Source organism: Bradyrhizobium sp. SZCCHNR3119 (assembly GCF_032487775.1).
GTDB lineage: Bacteria > Pseudomonadota > Alphaproteobacteria > Rhizobiales > Xanthobacteraceae > Bradyrhizobium.
Genome location: NZ_JAUEUV010000001.1, coordinates 1,271,776 through 1,290,212 on the forward strand (window position 1 = coordinate 1,271,776; position 18,437 = coordinate 1,290,212).

Below are 18,437 nucleotides of genomic sequence, written 5' to 3' on the forward strand. Positions count from 1 at the left end.
AGGCATGACCGAACTCCGCTTCGTCGAGCGGTTGCGCGACCTTCTCGACGGCAAAACGGTCGTGCTCAGCGACATCTGGGGCGTGGTCCATAACGGGCTCGAATCCTTCCCCGAGGCCTGCGATGCGCTGCATCGCTTTCGCCGGGACGGCGGTACCGTCATCCTGATTACCAACGCGCCGCGGCCGGCGGATTCGGTGCAGCGGCAGCTGCGCAAGCTCGGCGTCGCCGACGAGACCTACAACGCGATCGTCTCCTCCGGCGACCTGACCCGGCTCTATGTCGCCGAGCATCCCGGACGCAAGCTGTTCTGGCTCGGCCCGGAGCGCGACAACTCGATCCATCGCGGCCTCACGCCGGTGCTGTCGACACTGGAAGAGGCCGACTACATCATCTGCACCGGGCTGCTCGACGACGAGACCGAGACGGCCGAGGATTACCGGCCGATGATGCTGCGTGCGCGCGAACGAAAGCTGCCCCTGATCTGCGCCAACCCGGATATCGTGGTGGAGCGCGGCGACCGGCTGATCTACTGCGCCGGCGCCATCGCCGAGCTGTATCGCGATCTCGGCGGCGAGGTGATCTTCTACGGCAAGCCACACCGCCCGATCTATGACCGCGCCATGACGCTGGCCACCGAGCATGCCGGCCACAGCATCGCGCCTGGCCAGGTGCTGGCGATCGGGGATTCCGTGCGGACCGACCTCGCCGGCGCGCACGGCTTCGGCATCGACTGCCTGTTCATCACCCGCGGCATCCACTCGGAGGAATTCGCCGGCGTCGACCAGCTCGACCCGGCCTCGGTCAGGGAGCTGTTCGGCCATCCGCCGCGCGCCTTGATGCGCGAATTGAAGTGGTGAAACGAAAACGCCCGGCGCGTGCCGGGCGTTTTCTCTTGTCTCTTGGTGAGTCGTAATGCCCGAGCGCACGCTCAGGCGGTCGCGAGATCCGGGAACACCGCCTCGATCTTGGTCTTCAGCGTGGCCGCGTTGAACGGCTTGACGATGTAATTGTTCACGCCTGCCTTTTTCGCCGCGATCACGTTCTCGGTCTTGGATTCCGCGGTGATCATGATGAAGGGCGTGGTGGCGAGATTGGGATCGGCGCGCACCTCGCGCAGCAGATCGTAGCCCGTCATCGGCTCCATGTTCCAATCCGAGATCACCAGGCCGTACTTCTTGGCGCGCATCTTGTTCAGCGCCATCGAGCCGTCGCTGGCATCGTCGATATTCTCAAATCCAATCTGTTTCAGAAGATTCCGGATGATACGGATCATGGTGCTGTAATCGTCGACGACGAGCACCGGCATCGTCAAATCCACCGCCATCTTGACTCCCCCACACGCGAACAAACGCGCAGACTCAATACTTGAACTCAACCGCGGACGAGGCCGGCAACGGCCCTCCGCATCCACTTCCACGACTAGCATCAGGCGTTAAACAGCCCGTTAACTGCGGCCGGTTCGCAACTTCGAACCACTGCCTGAGCCGGAGCCAGCGGCTTGACTTCGAGGCCCCCGCCGCCCACGGTCCCGCCAACGATCGGCCCTTCCCGGCCAACCGCAGAATTCTTAAGGTCGTCCCGCGACATGCCTGGCTTCACCGTGATCCGCGACACCACCCCGTCATCGGCAATCCCCAGGGGGGCGGTGGTGGCGATGGGCAATTTCGACGGCGTTCATCTCGGTCACCGCGCCGTCATCAACGCCGCGCTGGAAATGGCCAAGGCGCATGGCCGCCCCGCTCTGGCGCTGACCTTCGAACCGCATCCGCGCCGCTTCTTCAGCCCCAATACCCCCCAATTCCGCCTGACCGACGAGAGCGCCAAGCTGCGCCTCCTGGCCGGGATCGGGCTCACGGGCGCCGTGGTCATGACCTTCGACAAGAGCCGGGCGCAAACGACGGCGCAAGATTTCATTCACCATGATCTGATCGGACGGCTCGGCGCGTCCGGGATCGCGGTCGGCTACGACTTCCATTTCGGCAAGGGCCGGGTCGGCTCCCCGAGCCTTTTGGTCAACGAGGCGCCGCGGCTCGGTATGGAGGTCGATGTCCAGCCGCATGTCGACATCGACGAGCGTCCGGTCTCCTCCACCGCGATCCGGGAGGCGCTGGCAGAGGGCCTCATCGACGAGGCCACCACCATGCTCGGCGGCCCCTGGTTCGTCACCGGCGAGGTGATCCACGGCGACAAGCGCGGCCGCGACCTCGGCTATCCGACCGCCAACATCCGGCTCGACCGCGACTGCGGGCTCAAGCATGGCATCTACGCCGTCCGCGTCGGCCGCGGCCGGGGCGCCAGCCGGGTCCTGATCGACGGGGTCGCCAATTTCGGCCGCCGCCCGACCTTCGACAATGGCGCGCCGCTGCTCGAGGTCTTCCTGTTCGACTTCAAGGACAGCCTCTATGGCGAGACGCTCGATGTCGCTTTCATCGGCTATATCCGGGAAGAGGCCAAATTCACCTCGATCGAAGCCCTGATCCGGCAGATGGACGAAGACAGCGCCAAGGCGCGCGCCCAGCTCGCCGCCGACCCGGCCGCCTTCCCGAAGCTCGGCGAGATCGGCTAAATCGGCCCCCAAGGCTTTGCGAAACCGGCCCGCGGCTGCTATGGAAGCTCCATGTTGACGCGGCGCATCATCGGCATTAGCGGCCCGGCTTCCGCCTGAGCTTTTCAAGCTCGGCGCAAGACCGGGATTTCTCTGTTTCGCCGCCGCGATCCAATCGCGCCTCAGCGCCCTGTTTTCAGCCAGCCAGATCACGATGTCCGAGAAGCCGCAAAAGTCCGACGCCAACGACTATTCCAAAACCCTGTTCCTGCCGCAGACGGATTTCCCGATGCGCGCCGGCCTGCCGCAGCGCGAGCCGGAGATCCTCAACTACTGGAACGAGATCGACCTCTACGGCAAGCTGCGCGCGAGCGGCGAGAACCGCACGAAGTTCGTGCTGCATGACGGCCCGCCCTATGCCAACGGCAACATCCATATCGGGCACGCGCTGAACAAGATCCTCAAGGACGTCGTGACCAAGAGCCAGCAGATGCTCGGGCACGATTCCAACTACGTTCCCGGCTGGGACTGCCACGGCCTGCCGATCGAATGGAAGATCGAGGAGGAGAACTACCGCAAGAAGGGCAAGACCAAGCCGGACTTCCGCGACTCCGCCGCCATGGTGGCGTTCCGCAAGGAGTGCCGCGCCTATGCCAACCACTGGCTCAACGTGCAGCGCGAGGAATTCAAGCGCTTGGGCGTGATCGGCGATTGGGATCATCCCTACACCACGATGAGCTATCCGGCCGAAGCGCAGATCGCGCGCGAGCTGATGAAGTTCGCCGCCAACGGCACGCTCTATCGCGGCTCCAAGCCGGTGATGTGGAGCGTAGTCGAGAAGACCGCGCTCGCCGAAGCCGAGGTCGAGTACGAGGACCACACCTCGGATACGGTGTGGGTGAAGTTTCCGGTCACCTCGCCGGCGCATGGCGCGCTCGCCGCTGCCTCGGTCGTGATCTGGACCACGACGCCCTGGACCCTGCCCGGCAACCGCGCCATCTCGTTCTCGCCGAAGATCGCCTATGGCCTCTACAAGGTCGCCGACGCCCCCGCTGACAATTGGGCCAAGACCGGCGATCTCTTGATCCTGGCGGATGCGCTGGCCGAAGGCGTCTTCAAGCAGGCCCGCGTCACGGCTTACGAGAAGCTGCGTGACATCCCCGCCGACACGCTGGATGCGGTGGAATGCGCGCACCCGCTCAAGGGTTTTGCCGGCGGCTACAATTTCACCGTGCCGCTGCTGCCCGGCGAGCACGTCACCGACGACACCGGCACCGGCTTCGTGCACACCGCCCCCGGCCATGGCCGCGAGGACTTCGACGTCTGGATGGCCCATGCGCGCGAGCTGGACAGCCGCGGCATCGCAACCACGATCCCTTACACCGTCGACGAAAACGGCGCGCTGACCGATCACGCGCCGGGCTTCACCGGCAGCCGCGTGCTCACCGACAAGGGCGAGAAGGGCGACGCCAACGAGGCCGTGATCAAGGCGCTGGTCGAGGCCGGCATGCTGCTCGCCCGCGGCCGGCTGAAGCATCAATATCCGCATTCCTGGCGCTCCAAGAAGCCGGTGATCTTCCGCAACACGCCGCAATGGTTCATCGCGATGGATAAACCTATTGTGGACGCCCCGGGTAAACCCGGGGCTATGGACATCGCGGACCACGGCAAGGCGACATCCGGCGACACCCTCCGCGCCCGCGCGCTCCGTGCGATCTCGGTGACGCAATGGGTGCCGGCGGCCGGCCAGAACCGCATCAACGGCATGATCGCCAACCGTCCCGACTGGGTGATCTCGCGCCAGCGCGCCTGGGGCGTGCCGATCGCGGTGTTCGTGCGCGAGGCCGGCGACGGCTCGGCGGAAATCCTGCAGGACGAGGCCGTCAACGCGCGCATCACGGAGGCCTTCGAGCAGGAAGGCGCCGACGCCTGGTACGCCGACGGCGCGCGCGAGCGCTTCTTAGGGAAGCGCGCCAACGAAGACTGGAAGAAGGTCGACGACATCTGCGACGTCTGGTTCGACTCCGGCTCGACCCATGCCTTCGTGCTCGACGATCCCGTGCACTTCCCGGGTCTGGCCGGCATCAGGCGCAAGGTCGATGGCGGCCAGGACACGGTGATGTATCTGGAAGGCAGCGACCAGCATCGCGGCTGGTTCCACTCCTCGCTGCTGGAGAGCTGCGGCACCCGCGGCCGCGCGCCCTACGACATCGTGCTGACCCACGGCTTCACGCTCGACGAGAACGGCCGCAAGATGTCGAAGTCGCTCGGCAACACGATCGAGCCGCAGAAGGTGATCAAGGATTCCGGCGCCGATATCCTTAGGCTCTGGGTCTGCGCCACCGACTATGCCGACGACCAGCGCATCGGACCGGAGATCCTCAAGAACACGGTCGAGACCTATCGCAAGCTGCGCAACACCATCCGCTGGATGCTCGGCACCTTGCACCATTTCAAGCGCAGCGAGGCGGTCGCCTATGCCGAGATGCCCGAGCTGGAACGGCTGATGCTGCATCAGCTGTCGCAGCAGGCCGAGATCGTCAGCCGCGCCTATGCCGCGTTCGACTACAAGACGGTGATCGCCTCGCTCGCGGCCTTCATGAACTCGGAGCTGTCGGCGTTCTATTTCGACATCCGCAAGGACACGCTCTACTGCGATCCGCCGTCCTCGGTGGTGCGCAAGGCCGCGCTGACCGCGATCGACATGATCTGCGACGCGATCCTGAAATGGCTGGCCCCGGTGCTCTCCTTCACCTGCGAGGAAGCCTGGCGCATGGCACGGCCGGAGGCTGAGCCATCGGTGCACCTGACGCTGTTCCCGGACGGGCTTGGCGACTATCGCGACGAGACGCTCGCGGCGAAGTGGGAAACCATCCGCGCCGTCAGGCGTGTGGTCACCGGTGCGCTCGAACTCGAACGCGCCGCCAAGACCATCGGCTCCTCGCTCGAAGCCTCGCCGATCATCTATGTCGGCGACCGCGCCCTGCTCGCCACGCTGTTCGATGCTGATCTGGCCGAGATCTGCATCACCTCGAACTACGAGGTACGCGAGGGCGAAGCGCCGGCTGGCGCGTTTCGTCTCGAGTCCGTGCCTGATGTGGCCGTGGTGGTCGAGAAGGCCCAGGGACGCAAATGCGCGCGCTCCTGGAAAGTGCTGCCGACCGTCGGCGAGGATCCCGACTATCCCGACGTCTCGCCGCGCGATGCGCAGGCGCTGCGCGAATGGAAGGCGCTGGGGGTGAGTGTTTAACCCGGCCCAGCCACCTCGAACTCCGCCGTTATCCCGGCGAACGCCGGGATCCATAACCACCGTCCTCGCTTGTCAGAAAAGACAGATGATCGGAAGTCTTTCCGCCAAAAACCATCACGCGGTATGGGTCCCGGCGTTCGCCCGGACGACGTCCTTGATTGCCGCGAGCACCCCGGCATGAAATCTCCGCTCCGTCTCGGCCTGATCGCCGCCCTCGCCACCTTGGTCATCGACCAGGCCTCCAAGCTCTGGCTGCTCTATGTCTTCGATATTGCCAATCGGGGCCGGGTCAGGGTCACGCCGTTCTTCGACTTGGACCTCGCCTGGAACATCGGCATCAGCTTCGGCTGGCTGCAGAACGACAGCCCCCTGGCCCAGTTCGCCTTGATGGCGGTGAAGGCCGTCGCGGTGGTCGCGCTCGCGATCTGGATGGTCCGCTCCCAGACCAGGCTCGCGACGACCGCGCTCGGCATGATCATCGGCGGCGCGGTCGGCAATGCCATCGACCGCCTCGCCTATGGCGCGGTGGTCGACTTCGCCCTGTTCCACGTCGAGATCGCCGGCCACGTCTATAATTGGTACGTGTTCAATCTCGCGGATGTGGCCATTGTTGCTGGCGTGGCCGCCCTATTGTATGATTCCTTCATCGGAGTCCCCGCCGCAAAAGCGCCCTGATCCGGGTCGATACGACGCTTTGGCGAGTGATCGCTGAGGGGCAGCAAGGGATTGAGCCTCCTCACTTTTTCGCGATCGGCGGATATTTGCACCGTTCGGGGACACGAGCCGAAACGAGGGAAAGCCATGCGCAAGACCGATAGCACCGAGACCCGCGCAAGGAGCACTCATCGCGCGATGACGAGCGTCCTGAAGCTCTCCGCCGCAGCCTTCGGCATCGGCCTGCTGCTCGTCTCCGGCGCCGCCCGCGCCCAGGACGACGAAGAGGACGACAAGACCTTCGAAGAGAAGATCATCGACAACCTCATGCGCGGCATGGGCGCGACCAACATGGAGACGCCCTCCATCGACTATCGGGAGCGCTCCCCGCTGGTCGTGCCGCCCAAGATCGACCTGCCGCCGCCGGCCGCTTCTGCCGAAGCCAACGCACCGAACTGGCCGAAGGATCCGGACGTGCAGCGCCGCAAGGCGGCCGCCGCCGCCCGCAAGAAGGACAACAAGGATCCGGCGGCATCCGCCCGTCCGCTGACGCCGGCCGAGTTGAGGGCCGGGACCGCGGTGGCGGAGAAGAAGAGCAACGATCCGGTCCAGCCGGGCGTCACCGGCAACCCGATGCTGAGTCCGGCCCAGCTGGGCTTCAAAGGCGGCCTGTTCGGCATGTTCAAGGGCAACGACAGCGAGAGCAAGCCCTTCAGCACCGAACCGACCCGGGAAACCCTCACCCAGCCACCGCCGGGCTATCAGACGCCGTCGCCGAACTATGCCTACGGCACCGGTCCGATGGAGCCTTTGAACAACAAGCAGATGGACATCATGTCCGGCAAAGAGAAGTGAGGCGCGCGCTGCCCGCATTTTTCCGGGATTGTGCGCATCATGCTTAACGCGTGTGGTGGTTCGGAATGCGCCCCGGCTGCGCTCACGGCGCGGAGGGTTGCTGAACCAAGCCACGCTGGAACTTTGAGCATGATCCGGAAAAGTGGAAGCCGGTTTTCCGAAAAGATCATGCTCAATCAAAGAGATGAGATCATGATGCGATTCCTTCTAATCGCATCATGATCTAGGGTTTTTGAACTGCCCTTCGAATCCTCATTCGCTGACGTGGTCGTCGGGAATGTTAATTCGGATTCGGAATACGCCGGCGCTGCGATTTTCGTCGCCGCTTTGTGACGCCGGGCGTTTTCGGCTCGGTGTAGGATGCCGTTGCCCCACCCGATCGCTTGTCTTCGGGTTTTCAAAAGGATCAGGATGTCCGCTTTCCGCTTCGTCTTCGCCGCCGCCCTCATGTCGCTCGCGGCGATCTCCACCGGCGCCAAGGCACAAACGACGTTCGCATCGGAGCCTCCCGCCAGCTTCACGCTTCCGAATGGCCTGCAGGTGGTGGTGATCCAGGATCACCGTACCCAGGTGGTCACGGAGATGATCTGGTACAAGGTCGGCTCCGCCGACGAGACGCCCGGCAAATCGGGCCTCGCGCATTTTCTCGAACACCTGATGTTCAAGGGCACGGCCAAGCATCCGGCCGGCGAGTTCTCGCAGACCGTGCTGAAGATCGGCGGCAATGAGAACGCCTTCACCTCCGTCGACTACACCGGCTACTTCCAGCGGGTGCCGCGCGATCAGCTCGCCAAGATGATGGAGTTCGAGGCCGATCGCATGACCGGGCTCGTGCTGAAGGACGAGAACGTGCTGCCTGAGCGCGACGTCGTGCTCGAAGAATACAACATGCGGGTTGCCAACAATCCGGAGGCGCGGCTCAACGAGCAGATCATGGCTGCGCTGTATCTGAACCATCCTTACGGCCGGCCGGTGATCGGCTGGAAGCCCGAAATCGAGAAGCTCGGCCGCGAGGATGCGCTGGCCTTCTACCGGCGCTTCTATGCGCCCAACAACGCGATCCTGGTGATCGCGGGCGACACCGATATCAACGAAGTCCGTCCGATGGTCGAGCAGACCTTCGCCAAGGTCCCGGCCCAGCCCGATATCCCACCGCGACGCATTCGCCCGCAGGAACCCGAGCCGGTGGCCCCGCGCACCGTCACGCTCGCCGATCCGCATGTCGAGCAGCCCTCGATGCGCCGCTTCTACCTGGTGCCGTCGGCCGCGACCGCGGCCCCGGGCGAGTCCGCCGCGCTGGACGTGCTGGCGCAGCTGATGGGCAGCGGCAGCAACTCCTATCTCTACCGCGCGCTGGTGGTCGACAAGCCGCTCGCGGTCAATGCGAGCGCGTCCTATCAGGGCACCTCGCTCGATCCGACCCAGTTCTCGATTGCGGTCTCGCCAAGGTCCGGCGTCGACTTCGCGCAGGTCGAGGCGGTGGTCGATGGCGTGATCGCCGAACTCGCGCAGAACCCGGCACGCGCCGAGGATCTCGAGCGCGTCAAGACCCAGCTGGTCGCAGAAGCGATCTACGCCCAGGACAACCAGGCGACCATGGCGCGGTGGTATGGCGGCGGCCTCACTACGGGCCTCAGCATCGAAGACATCAGAAGCTGGCCGGATCGGATCAAGGCCGTCACCGCCGAGCAGGTGCGCGCGGCGGCCCAGAAGTGGCTGCAGAAGACACGCTCCGTCACCGGTTATCTGGTCAAGGACAATTCGGCCAAGCGCGAGGAGAAGCGTTCGTGAGCCATATCAGCACTTTCGCCCGCCGCTTCGCCTGCGTGCTCGTCGTCGCAACGGCCGCGCTTGCGGCATCGACCTCTGCGCAGGCCGCCGCCAAGATCCAGCATCTGATCTCGCCCGGCGGGATCGAGGCCTGGTTCGTGCAGGACTCCACCGTGCCGCTGATCGCGATGGAATATGCCTTCGCCGGCGGCGCTTCGCAGGATCCGGCGGGCAAGCCCGGCGTCAGCAATCTCGTCGCCAGCCTGCTCGACGAGGGCTCCGGCGACCTCGATTCCAAGACCTACCATGAGCGGCTTGATCGCCGCGCCATCGAATTGAGCTTCTCGACCTCGCGCGATCAGCTTCGCGGCTCGCTGCGCATGCTGCGCGACAACAAGGACGAGGCGTTCGATCTGCTCCGGATGGCGCTGACCTCGGCGCATTTCGACAGCGAGGATGTCGAGCGGATCCGTTCGCAGGTGATTTCGAACCTGCGGCGCGAGAGCACCAATCCGTCCGCGATGGCGGGCCGCAAATTCCTCGAGCTCGCCTATCCCGGCCATCCCTATGGCCGGCCGGCCAACGGCACGCTGGAAAGCGTCCCGACCATCACCATCGACGACCTCAAGGACTATGTCCGCCATGTCGTCGCCAAGGACACGCTGAAGGTCGCCGTGGTCGGCGATGTCGATCCGGCGACGCTCGGCAAGCTGCTCGATCAGACCTTCGGCTCGCTGCCGGCCAAGGCCAGCCTGACTCCGGTGCCCGACGTTGCCGCCACCCAGCCGCCGCAACGCGTGCAGGTCGCGCTCGACGTGCCGCAGACCGTGATCACCTTCGGTGGCCCCGGCATCGCCCGGCACGATCCGCAGTTCATGGCGGCCTATGTCGTGAACCACATCCTCGGTGGCGGCGGGCTGTCGTCGCGGCTCTACCGCGAAGTGCGCGAGAAGCGCGGGCTTGCCTATTCGGTCTATGACGCGCTGATCTGGATGGACCATTCGGCGCTGTTCATCGGCAACACCGGCACGCGCGCAGACCGCGCCGGCGAGACCATCGACGCCGTGGACCGCGAAATCCGCCGTATCGCCGAGGAGGGCCCGACGCAGAAGGAGCTCGACGAGGCCAAATCCTACATCAACGGCTCGCAGATGCTCGCGCTCGATACCTCCTCGAAGCTGGCCCAGGCGCTGTTGCAATACCAGCTCGACAAGATGCCGATCGACTACATCGAGAAGCGCAGCGAGGTCGTCAACGCGGTAACGCTGGAGGACGCCAAGGCCGTCGCCAAGCGGCTGTGGAGCCAGGGCCTGCTGACCGTGATGGTCGGCCGCACGCCGCAGGCCGTGGCCCAGCCCGCCGCCGCCACCGCACCGGCGATCAAGCCGGATTGAGCCGACCAACCAAAGATGCAGCAAATTGAGCTTAGCCCTGCCCTCATCGGCAGGGCTTTGCTTTATGGCCGGCAGCCGCACGGTTCGAGATGCGCCGCTACCGGCGCTCCTCGCCATGAGGATCGCACATTGCGCCGCAGAGCCTGTCCTCATCCCGAGGAGCCCGCCATCGGCGGACGTCTCGAAGGAGGGCCACAAAGAAAGACCGACAGCTTCCAGCCTCTGGAACAGGCGGAAATGACATGCGCGCTGAGGCGAATTTCGCGTGCCACTTCAAGCTGATTTGGCCTGTCCAGCCTTGCCGTGAGAAATAAATCACTTTCGTATTTTCAGAAATCATGGTTGTCTAGCGCCATCCCGCCTCGGCGAGAGGGGCGTTGCGCGCGATCGTCACGACACGTGAGGCGGGGATGCGATGGCCGCTGCCATGACGCAACGTAGCTTGCTACGCAGACGAACGGCATGGCGCGGACGTGAAGTCGCAGGGTCCTGATACCCCGACGCTGGTATCACCTGCGCAACGCGCCTCGCGCGTTGTCGCAGCATGGTGGCCAACAAGCCCGGCGCACCAGGGAGACTGCGTATAAGCGTTAAGACCGTCGCGCGGGGAATGCCGGTTGATCGGCTGCACCTGTGGTGACTGCCGCCTGCTTTTTTTCTGCAGGCGGGCCATGGGTGAGGCCTTCACCCGGCATTCCCCGCGCCCTCTCGATTTTCAAGAGGGACGAACTGATTGCAGACCTCGGGCGCGATGCGCCGCGAGACCGCGCTGACACGTCCGTTACCTGCCATGGCTGTTTGAGACGTAAATCCAACCTCGCCTCCGCTGTCGTCCCGGGCAAGCCGCGACGCGCGCCAGCGCGGTCGTGGCGCCGACCCGGGACCCATACGCCGCGGCGGATGTGATGCGGGAGGTCCAACGACGAGCGTGCCCCGAACTGCTCCCTGGGAGTATCGGTCCCGGCTGAACGCCGGGACGACAGCGGAGTTTTAGTTTCTTACCCGGGCCAGCCTCGCTCCAGCCATCCAGACCCGCGCAAACCCGCCATAAACCCGCTATGGTGCACGCCGAATCCTTAGCGCCTGGTGCCTTCATGCTGCGGATCGCCCGCGACCTTGCCATCGACGAGAACGACATCGAGATCACTTTCGTTCGCGCCTCCGGTCCCGGCGGGCAGAACGTGAACAAGCTCTCGACCGCGGCGCAGCTGCGCTTCGATGCGGCTCGTCTGCCTCTGCCGGAAGATGCCGCGGCGCGGCTGCAACGCCTGGCCGGGCAGCGCATGACCAAGAACGGCGTCATCGTCATCCAGGCCGATCGCTTCCGCACCCAGGAGCGCAACAAGGCCGACGCGATCGAGCGGCTGGTCACGCTCCTGCGCGAAGCGATGGTGCGACCGAAGGTGCGCCGTCCGACCAGGCCGACGCTCGGCTCCAAGCAGCGCCGGCTCGAAGGCAAGAAGCACCGCGGCGACATCAAGGCCGGCCGCGGCGCGCGGAGGTTTGATGATTAAGTGAAGTCGATGACCGATGCGACCTCGCGGCACGCTCGGTTCACCTCTCCCGGCGGGAAGAGGTCGATGGCGAATGTAATGAGTGATCCGGTGCGGGGGCTCCACGCTCACGAAGGACCGTAACCCTTCACCCGGATTGCATCTGACGATGCAATCCGACCTCTCCCAACGGGAGAGGTGAACCGAGCTCGCCGCACGAGATCGACCCCATTTCATCCTATTAAGGCGGAGATTCTGAAGCCTTGCGCATTGCAAGGAGTGCATCACCCGCTTTGTTCTTTCCTGAAATAGCCCGCTACTACCAACGCCAATTCGCTACGACCTAGTCTCCTCCAAAACGATGGGGAGGCTCGATGTCGGGACGGCGTGCAGCGCGGCGCATTGGAATTGGACTGAGCCTTGGACTGAGCCTTGGATGTTGCGGCGCGGTGCTGCTTGTCGGCGTCGCGACGGCGCAGATGCCACTGCCCGCGCCCAAGCCGGTCGACGGCGCGACGCTGTTCAAACAGCAATGTGGCACCTGTCATACCACGACACTCTCCGAGCCGATCCGCCAGGGCCCGCCGCTGGTGGGCGTGATCGGGCGCCGCGCCGGCAGCTTCGCGGGCTTCCACTACTCGGCGGGCTTCGCCAAAGCCGATTTCACCTGGGACGCGGCGAAGCTCGATAGCTGGCTGACCAACCCGCAAGAGGTGATCCCCGGCGCCGTGATGGCCTATCGCCAGGCCAAGCCGGAGGTCCGCACCGCGATCATCACCCATCTGAAGGAGCTGAAGTAACATGGCCAAACCCGTTCATTCGATGATCCGTGTCTTCGACGAGGCGAAGTCGCTCGATTTCTACAAGCGCGCCTTTGGCCTCGAGATCGCCGATCACCTGCGGTTCGACGATTTCGCGCTAATCTATCTGCGCCATCCGTCATCGCCGTTCGAGGTCGAGTTGACCGTGAACTACGACCGCAAGGAGCCCTATGTGCTCGGCGACGGATATGGCCACCTCGCCGTCGTGGTCGACGACCTCGAGGCCGAGCACGCCCGCTTCGAACGCGAGCAGCTATCGCCGGGGCCCCTGCGCGACTTCAAGCACAATGGAGCAACGCTCGCCCGCTTCTTCTTCGTCACCGATCCCGACGGCTACAAGATCGAGGTGATCCAGCGCGGCGGGCGCTTCGGCTGAGAACGGCAAAGACCCAATCAAAATCCCACGGAGGAAACCATGAGAGAAGTCGATCCGCGCAGCAAGTTCGACCGCCGCGTCTTTCTCAAAGGTGCGGCATCGACGGTCCCCGCCGTTGCCGTTGCCACCACCACCGGCCTCGGGGTCACCGACGCCTGGGCCGAGGACGCCAAGACGCTGACGCCGGCGACCTTGAAGACGCTGGTGAAGGTGGCGCGCGACATCTATCCGCACGATATCCTCGCCGACCGCTACTACATCGTCGCGGTGAAGCCATGGGACGGCAAGGCGGCAGCAGACGCCGCGGTCAAAAGCATGATCAATGACGGTGTCGCGCGCCTCGACCAGGATGCGCGCGACCGCCACAACGTCGCTTACGCGGACGTACCATGGGAAGCCGATCGCGTGGCGCTCCTGCAGGGCATAGAGCACACGGCCTTCTTCAAGGCGATCCGCAGCGATCTCGTCGTCTCGCTCTACAATCAAAAAGAGGTCTGGCCGAAATTCGGCTACGAGGGCTCCTCCGCCGAGCACGGCGGCTACATCAACCGCGGCTTCTCCGACATCGACTGGCTGCCGAAAGCCTGAGCCCGAAAAACCAAGAACGCGGAGGAAACCACAATGGCCAAATTCGATCAGAACGATTCAAGCGTGGTCGTCATCATCGGCTCCGGCGCCGGCGGCGGCACGCTGGGCAACGAGCTCGCGCAGAAGGGCATCAAGGTCGTCATCCTCGAGGCGGGAGACCGCTACGAGATCCCCGACTTCATCAATGACGAGTGGGACAGCTTCACCCAGCTCGCCTGGAAGGACATGCGCACGACCTCCGGCACCTGGCGCGTCCATCAGGACTTCCCCAATTTGCCGGCCTGGATCGTCAAAGCCGTCGGCGGCTCGACCGTGCACTGGGCCGGCGCGTCGCTGCGCTTCGACGAGCATGAGTTCAAGGTCAGGACCACCTATGGCGCAGTGCCCGGTGCCAACCTGCTGGATTGGCCGATCACCTTGGCCGAGATGGAGCCATGGTACGCCAAGGCCGAGTTCAAGATGGGCGTGACCCGCACCAACGGCATTCCGGGGCTGCCCGGCAACAACAATTTCAAGGTGCTGGAGGCCGGCGCCAAGCGGCTCGGCTACAAGACCGTGCACACCGGCAACATGGCGATCAATTCCGAGCCGCGCGACGGCCGCGGCAGCTGCCAGCAGATCGGCTTCTGCTTCCAGGGCTGCAAGTCCGGCGCCAAATGGTCGACGCTCTACACCGAGATCCCGAAGGGCGAAGCCACCGGCAATCTCGAAGTGCGCCCCAACAGCATGGCCATCAAGATCGAGCATGATGCCTCGGGCAAGGTCACTGGTGTGGTCTATGCCGATGGCCAGGGCCAGATGCAGCTGCAGAAGGCGCGCGTGGTCGCGGTCGCCGGCAACTCGATCGAGAGCCCGCGGCTTCTGCTCAACAGCGCCTCCAGCATGTTCCCGGACGGCCTCGCCAACTCATCGGGCCAGGTCGGGCGCAACTACATGCGGCACATGACCGGCAGCGTCTATGCGAGCTTCGAAAATCCGGTGCACATGTATCGCGGCACCACCATGGCCGGCATCATCCGCGACGAGGCGCGGCACGACCCCAAGCGCGGCTTCGTCGGCGGTTACGAGATGGAGACGCTGTCGCTGGGCCTGCCCTTCATGGCCGCGTTCCTCAATCCCGGCGCCTGGGGCCGCAGCTTCACCGCGGCGATGGAGACCTATCCGCGCATGGCCGGCATGTGGCTGGTCGGCGAGGACATGGCGCAGGAAACCAACCGCATCACGCTCGATCCAGTCGCAAAGGATAAGTTCGGCATGCCGGTCGCGTCCGTGCATTTCGACGATCATCCGAACGACCTCGCGATGCGGGCGCATGCCTACAAGCAGGGCGCGGCGGTCTATGAGGCGGTCGGTGCGACCGTGACCTATCCGACCACGCCCTATCCCTCGACGCACAATCTCGGCACCAACCGGATGAGCGAGAAGCCGAAGGACGGCGTCGTCAACAAGTTCGGCCAGACCCACGACATCAAGAACCTGTTCGTCTCCGACGGCAGCCAGTTCACATCGGGCGCGGCCTGCAACCCGACGCTGACGATCGTGGCGCTGGCGATCCGCCAGGCCGACACCATCGCCGGCATGATGCAGAAGAAGGAGATCTGAACGCGTGACTTTGAAGGGGCCTCATGGTTATCAAGGCGATGCGTAGCATCGTCCGGAGACGCGCGGCTTCGCCGCTCACCATGAGGATCAAGGATCGCGCCGCAAAAACATCCTCATCCTGAGGAGCCCGCCGCAGGCGGGCGTCTCGACGGATGGTTGCGATTCATTCCGCCGCATCCAGGATCGCGGCCGCGCTGTCGGGGAATGCCGGCATCGCGGCGGTGGTCCTGGCGCGATAGATCAGGCAGGAGCAGCGCAGCAGCGAGGCGAAGTTCCTGACCTCGCCATGATGGTCGAGCACTTCGCTGTACAGCGTGGTGAGGAACTTGGCGAGGCTCATGCCTTCCTTCGCCGCGATCTCCTCCAGCGTGTCCCAGAACGACAGTTCGAGCCGGATCGAGGTGCAGTGGCCGCCGATGCGCAAAGACCGCGTCTGCGATTCATAGTCGCGTTGCGGCTGGTGGGCGAACAGATGGCACATGGTTCCCTCCCGGCAGATCGCTGTTTTTCGAAACGATATACCCGCGCCTGTCGCCTCACAATCCACCTGAGGCCGGGCTGTCCTCCCGGGGGCGGGATTCGATGGCTCGGCGCCATAATTCTGGCGCGACGCCATGGGGACAGGCGCGATTTCGCTGCATCCATCGACCTCGAGCGCGGCTACAATGGGCGGCTCTTTCGAATCGCAGTGCAGCATCGCCCATGCCCGTCCGCCAGTTACCCGAACAGGTCGTCAACCGCATCGCCGCCGGCGAGGTGGTCGAACGGCCCGCGAGCGTGGTCAAGGAGCTGGTCGAGAACGCGATCGATGCCGGCGCGAGCCGGGTCGACATCTTCACCGACGGCGGCGGCCGCCGGCGCATCGCCATCACCGATGACGGCGCCGGCATGACCGCAGCCGATCTTGCGCTTGCGGTCGAGCGCCACGCCACCTCCAAGCTCGACGACGAGGACCTGCTGCAGATCAGGACACTGGGCTTCCGCGGCGAGGCGCTGCCCTCGATCGGCTCGGTGGCGCGGCTCTCGATCACCACGCGCCACAAGAGCGAGCCGCATGCCTGGGCGCTCTCGGTCGACGGTGGCGTGAAGTCGAAGGTGATGCCGGCCGCGTTGAACCAGGGGACCAGGGTCGAGGTCAGCGATCTCTTCCATGCGACCCCGGCGCGGCTGAAGTTCCTGAAAACGGACCGCACCGAAGCGGAAGCGATCCGCGAGGTGGTGCGCAGGCTGGCGATGGCGCGACCCGATATCGCCTTTACGCTTGCCGGCGAGGAGCGTGCGCCCGTGACCTGGGCCGCGGCGCTGCCGGGAGCGCCGGGGCAGCTCACGCGGCTTGGCGACATCCTCGGCGCGGATTTCCGCAGCCATGCGATCGTGGTGCGGAGCGAACGAGACGGAGTGGTGGTCGAGGGCTTTGCCGCGGCACCGGCGCTGACCCGCGCCAACGCGCTTGGCCAGTATCTCTTCGTCAATGGCCGTCCGGTGCGCGACAAGCTGATCCTGGGCGCCGTGCGCGCCGCCTATGCCGATTACCTACCGCGCGACCGGCACCCGGTGGTGGCGCTGTTCGTCACGCTGGATTCCCGCGAGGTCGATGCCAATGTGCACCCCGCCAAGACGGAGGTGCGCTTCCGCAATGCCGGCCTGGTGCGCGCGCTGATCGTGCATGCGCTGAAAGAGGGGCTGGCGCGCGAGGGCCGGCGCACCGCGGCCAATGAGGGCGGCGCCACCATTACCGCGTTCCGGCCCGCCTTCGTGGCGCCAGCGCGTCCGGGCAATTGGGACTGGCGCAATTCGCCATCGTTTCCGGCGGGCCCGATGGCCGCGCTGGCCGGCGCCGCAGCCAACGCCTTCGCCGAAGCGGGGCAGCGCGCCTTCGATGTCGGCGCCCCCACCGCCGATGTGCGGCTGCATGAGCAGCCCGCCCCGGTCGATCTGCTCGACCGTCCGCTGGGCGCGGCGCGCACGCAGATCCACGACACCTATATCGTGTCGCAGACCCGCGACGGGCTCGTCATCGTCGATCAGCACGCCGCGCATGAGCGCATCGTCTATGAGCGGCTGAAGGCCTCGCTCGCCGCGCATGGCGTGCAGCGGCAGATCCTTTTGATCCCTGATATCGTCGAGCTGGATGAAGCCACCGTCGAGCAGCTGCTGTCGCGCGCCGAAGAGCTCGCCTCTTTTGGACTTGCGATCGAATCCTTCGGTCCCGGCGCGATCGCGGTGCGCGAGACGCCGTCCCTGCTCGGCAAGATCGATGCGGCGGCGCTGCTCCGCGATCTCGCCGAGCACATGGAGGAATGGGGCGAGGCGCTGCCGCTGGAGCGGCGCCTGATGCATGTCGCCGCCACCATGGCCTGTCACGGCTCGGTGCGCGCGGGCCGCCGACTCAAACCGGAAGAGATGAACGCGCTGCTTCGCGAGATGGAGGACACGCCGAACTCCGGCCAATGCAATCACGGCCGGCCGACTTATGTCGAACTGAAATTATCGGATATCGAGAAGCTGTTCGGGCGGAGATAGCGGATCACGCGCGCAGGAATACGAACTCGGTATCGTCATAGGCGCGGCGCTCGAGCTCCTCGAAGCCATCAGGCGCTTTGAACGCGGCAGCCTTGGCCTCTTCGACCACGACCAGCGCCGATGGCACGAGCCAGCCGCCCTCGCGCAAGGAGAGGAGCGCCTTCTCCGCGAGGCCCTTGCCATAGGGCGGATCCAGAAAGACGAGCGAGAACGGCTCGATCGGACGCGCAGGGCCGAGATTGGTCGCATCGCGACGATAAACCTTGGTGACGCCGCCGAGCGCGAGCGCCTCGACATTGTTGCGGAGCAGCGCCCGCGCTTCCGCGCCATTATCGACGAACAGCACAAACGCAGCCCCGCGCGAGACCGCCTCGATACCGAGCGCACCGGTACCGGCGAAGAGGTCGAGCACCCGCGCGCCTTCGATCGGGTTGTCGTAGGCGTGGATCAGGATGTTGAAGACGGACTCGCGCAAGCGATCCTGCGTCGGACGGATCTCTCGCGAGGCAGGCGAGGCGATGTTGCGGCCCTTCAGCCGTCCCCCGACGACGCGCATCAGAACGT

General features: G+C 65.1%; 16 protein-coding genes. 13 read left to right on the top strand and 3 right to left on the bottom strand.

What is annotated here, in order from left to right:
• Nucleotides 1–4 precede the first annotated feature (4 nt).
• Nucleotides 5–859 (top strand): TIGR01459 family HAD-type hydrolase, encoded by an 855-nt coding sequence (locus QX034_RS06160; RefSeq protein WP_315706669.1) that lies wholly within the window; start codon nucleotides 5–7, stop codon nucleotides 857–859.
• Nucleotides 860–930: 71 nt separating this feature from the next.
• Here the strand turns inward: QX034_RS06160 and QX034_RS06165 are convergent, their stop codons facing one another.
• Nucleotides 931–1,326, bottom strand: a complete 396-nt coding sequence (locus tag QX034_RS06165; RefSeq protein WP_315706668.1) for a response regulator — start codon at nucleotides 1,324–1,326, stop codon at nucleotides 931–933.
• A gap of 261 nt (nucleotides 1,327–1,587) precedes the next feature.
• Between QX034_RS06165 and QX034_RS06170 the strand changes: the two genes are divergently transcribed.
• The 11 genes from QX034_RS06170 to QX034_RS06220 all read left to right on the top strand — a co-directional run bounded on the left by QX034_RS06170 (nucleotide 1,588) and on the right by QX034_RS06220 (nucleotide 15,350).
• Nucleotides 1,588–2,568, top strand: a complete 981-nt coding sequence (locus tag QX034_RS06170; protein WP_315706667.1) for a bifunctional riboflavin kinase/FAD synthetase — start codon at nucleotides 1,588–1,590, stop codon at nucleotides 2,566–2,568.
• A 193-nt stretch (nucleotides 2,569–2,761) separates the two neighbouring features.
• Nucleotides 2,762–5,797 (top strand): isoleucine--tRNA ligase, encoded by a 3,036-nt coding sequence (gene ileS / locus QX034_RS06175; protein WP_315706666.1) that lies wholly within the window; start codon nucleotides 2,762–2,764, stop codon nucleotides 5,795–5,797.
• A 177-nt stretch (nucleotides 5,798–5,974) separates the two neighbouring features.
• Nucleotides 5,975–6,472 carry a signal peptidase II gene (gene lspA, locus QX034_RS06180; protein ID WP_315706665.1) on the top strand — a complete coding sequence of 166 codons (498 nt, stop codon included), beginning with the start codon at nucleotides 5,975–5,977 and terminating at the stop codon, nucleotides 6,470–6,472.
• A gap of 126 nt (nucleotides 6,473–6,598) precedes the next feature.
• Entirely contained in the window at nucleotides 6,599–7,306 is a 708-nt protein-coding gene (locus tag QX034_RS06185) for a hypothetical protein (protein WP_409977587.1), read from the top strand.
• Nucleotides 7,307–7,717: 411 nt separating this feature from the next.
• Nucleotides 7,718–9,097, top strand: a complete 1,380-nt coding sequence (locus QX034_RS06190) for a pitrilysin family protein (protein WP_315706664.1) — start codon at nucleotides 7,718–7,720, stop codon at nucleotides 9,095–9,097.
• On the top strand, nucleotides 9,094–10,470 hold the full coding sequence (locus QX034_RS06195) for a pitrilysin family protein (RefSeq protein WP_315706663.1): 1,377 nt from the start codon (nucleotides 9,094–9,096) through the stop codon (nucleotides 10,468–10,470). The genes QX034_RS06190 and QX034_RS06195 overlap by 4 nt, the downstream gene beginning before the upstream one ends.
• Nucleotides 10,471–11,564: 1,094 nt before the next feature.
• Nucleotides 11,565–11,984, top strand: coding sequence for an alternative ribosome rescue aminoacyl-tRNA hydrolase ArfB (gene arfB, locus QX034_RS06200; RefSeq protein WP_315706662.1), 420 nt, complete (start codon nucleotides 11,565–11,567; stop codon nucleotides 11,982–11,984).
• Nucleotides 11,985–12,442: 458 nt separating this feature from the next.
• Complete coding sequence (locus tag QX034_RS06205) at nucleotides 12,443–12,763, top strand: c-type cytochrome (protein ID WP_315744108.1); 321 nt, start codon at nucleotides 12,443–12,445, stop codon at nucleotides 12,761–12,763.
• 1 nt (nucleotide 12,764) lies between these two features.
• Complete coding sequence (locus QX034_RS06210; protein WP_315706661.1) at nucleotides 12,765–13,160, top strand: VOC family protein; 396 nt, start codon at nucleotides 12,765–12,767, stop codon at nucleotides 13,158–13,160.
• A gap of 39 nt (nucleotides 13,161–13,199) precedes the next feature.
• Nucleotides 13,200–13,748, top strand: a complete 549-nt coding sequence (locus QX034_RS06215) for a gluconate 2-dehydrogenase subunit 3 family protein (RefSeq protein WP_315747626.1) — start codon at nucleotides 13,200–13,202, stop codon at nucleotides 13,746–13,748.
• Between the two features lie 33 nt (nucleotides 13,749–13,781).
• Nucleotides 13,782–15,350 carry a GMC family oxidoreductase gene (locus tag QX034_RS06220; RefSeq protein ID WP_315744006.1) on the top strand — a complete coding sequence of 523 codons (1,569 nt, stop codon included), beginning with the start codon at nucleotides 13,782–13,784 and terminating at the stop codon, nucleotides 15,348–15,350.
• A 163-nt stretch (nucleotides 15,351–15,513) separates the two neighbouring features.
• Here QX034_RS06220 and QX034_RS06225 read toward each other — a convergent pair whose 3' ends face one another.
• On the bottom strand, nucleotides 15,514–15,831 hold the full coding sequence (locus tag QX034_RS06225; RefSeq protein WP_315706658.1) for a ribbon-helix-helix domain-containing protein: 318 nt from the start codon (nucleotides 15,829–15,831) through the stop codon (nucleotides 15,514–15,516).
• 221 nt (nucleotides 15,832–16,052) lie between these two features.
• Here QX034_RS06225 and mutL point away from each other — a divergent pair, with 221 nt between their 5' ends.
• The gene (mutL, locus tag QX034_RS06230; protein ID WP_315744004.1) at nucleotides 16,053–17,873 is read left to right on the top strand and encodes a DNA mismatch repair endonuclease MutL; all 1,821 of its coding nucleotides are present in this window, start codon (nucleotides 16,053–16,055) and stop codon (nucleotides 17,871–17,873) included.
• A 4-nt stretch (nucleotides 17,874–17,877) separates the two neighbouring features.
• Here mutL and rsmD read toward each other — a convergent pair whose 3' ends face one another.
• Nucleotides 17,878–18,429, bottom strand: coding sequence for a 16S rRNA (guanine(966)-N(2))-methyltransferase RsmD (gene rsmD / locus QX034_RS06235; RefSeq protein ID WP_315766028.1), 552 nt, complete (start codon nucleotides 18,427–18,429; stop codon nucleotides 17,878–17,880).
• Nucleotides 18,430–18,437 lie beyond the last annotated feature (8 nt).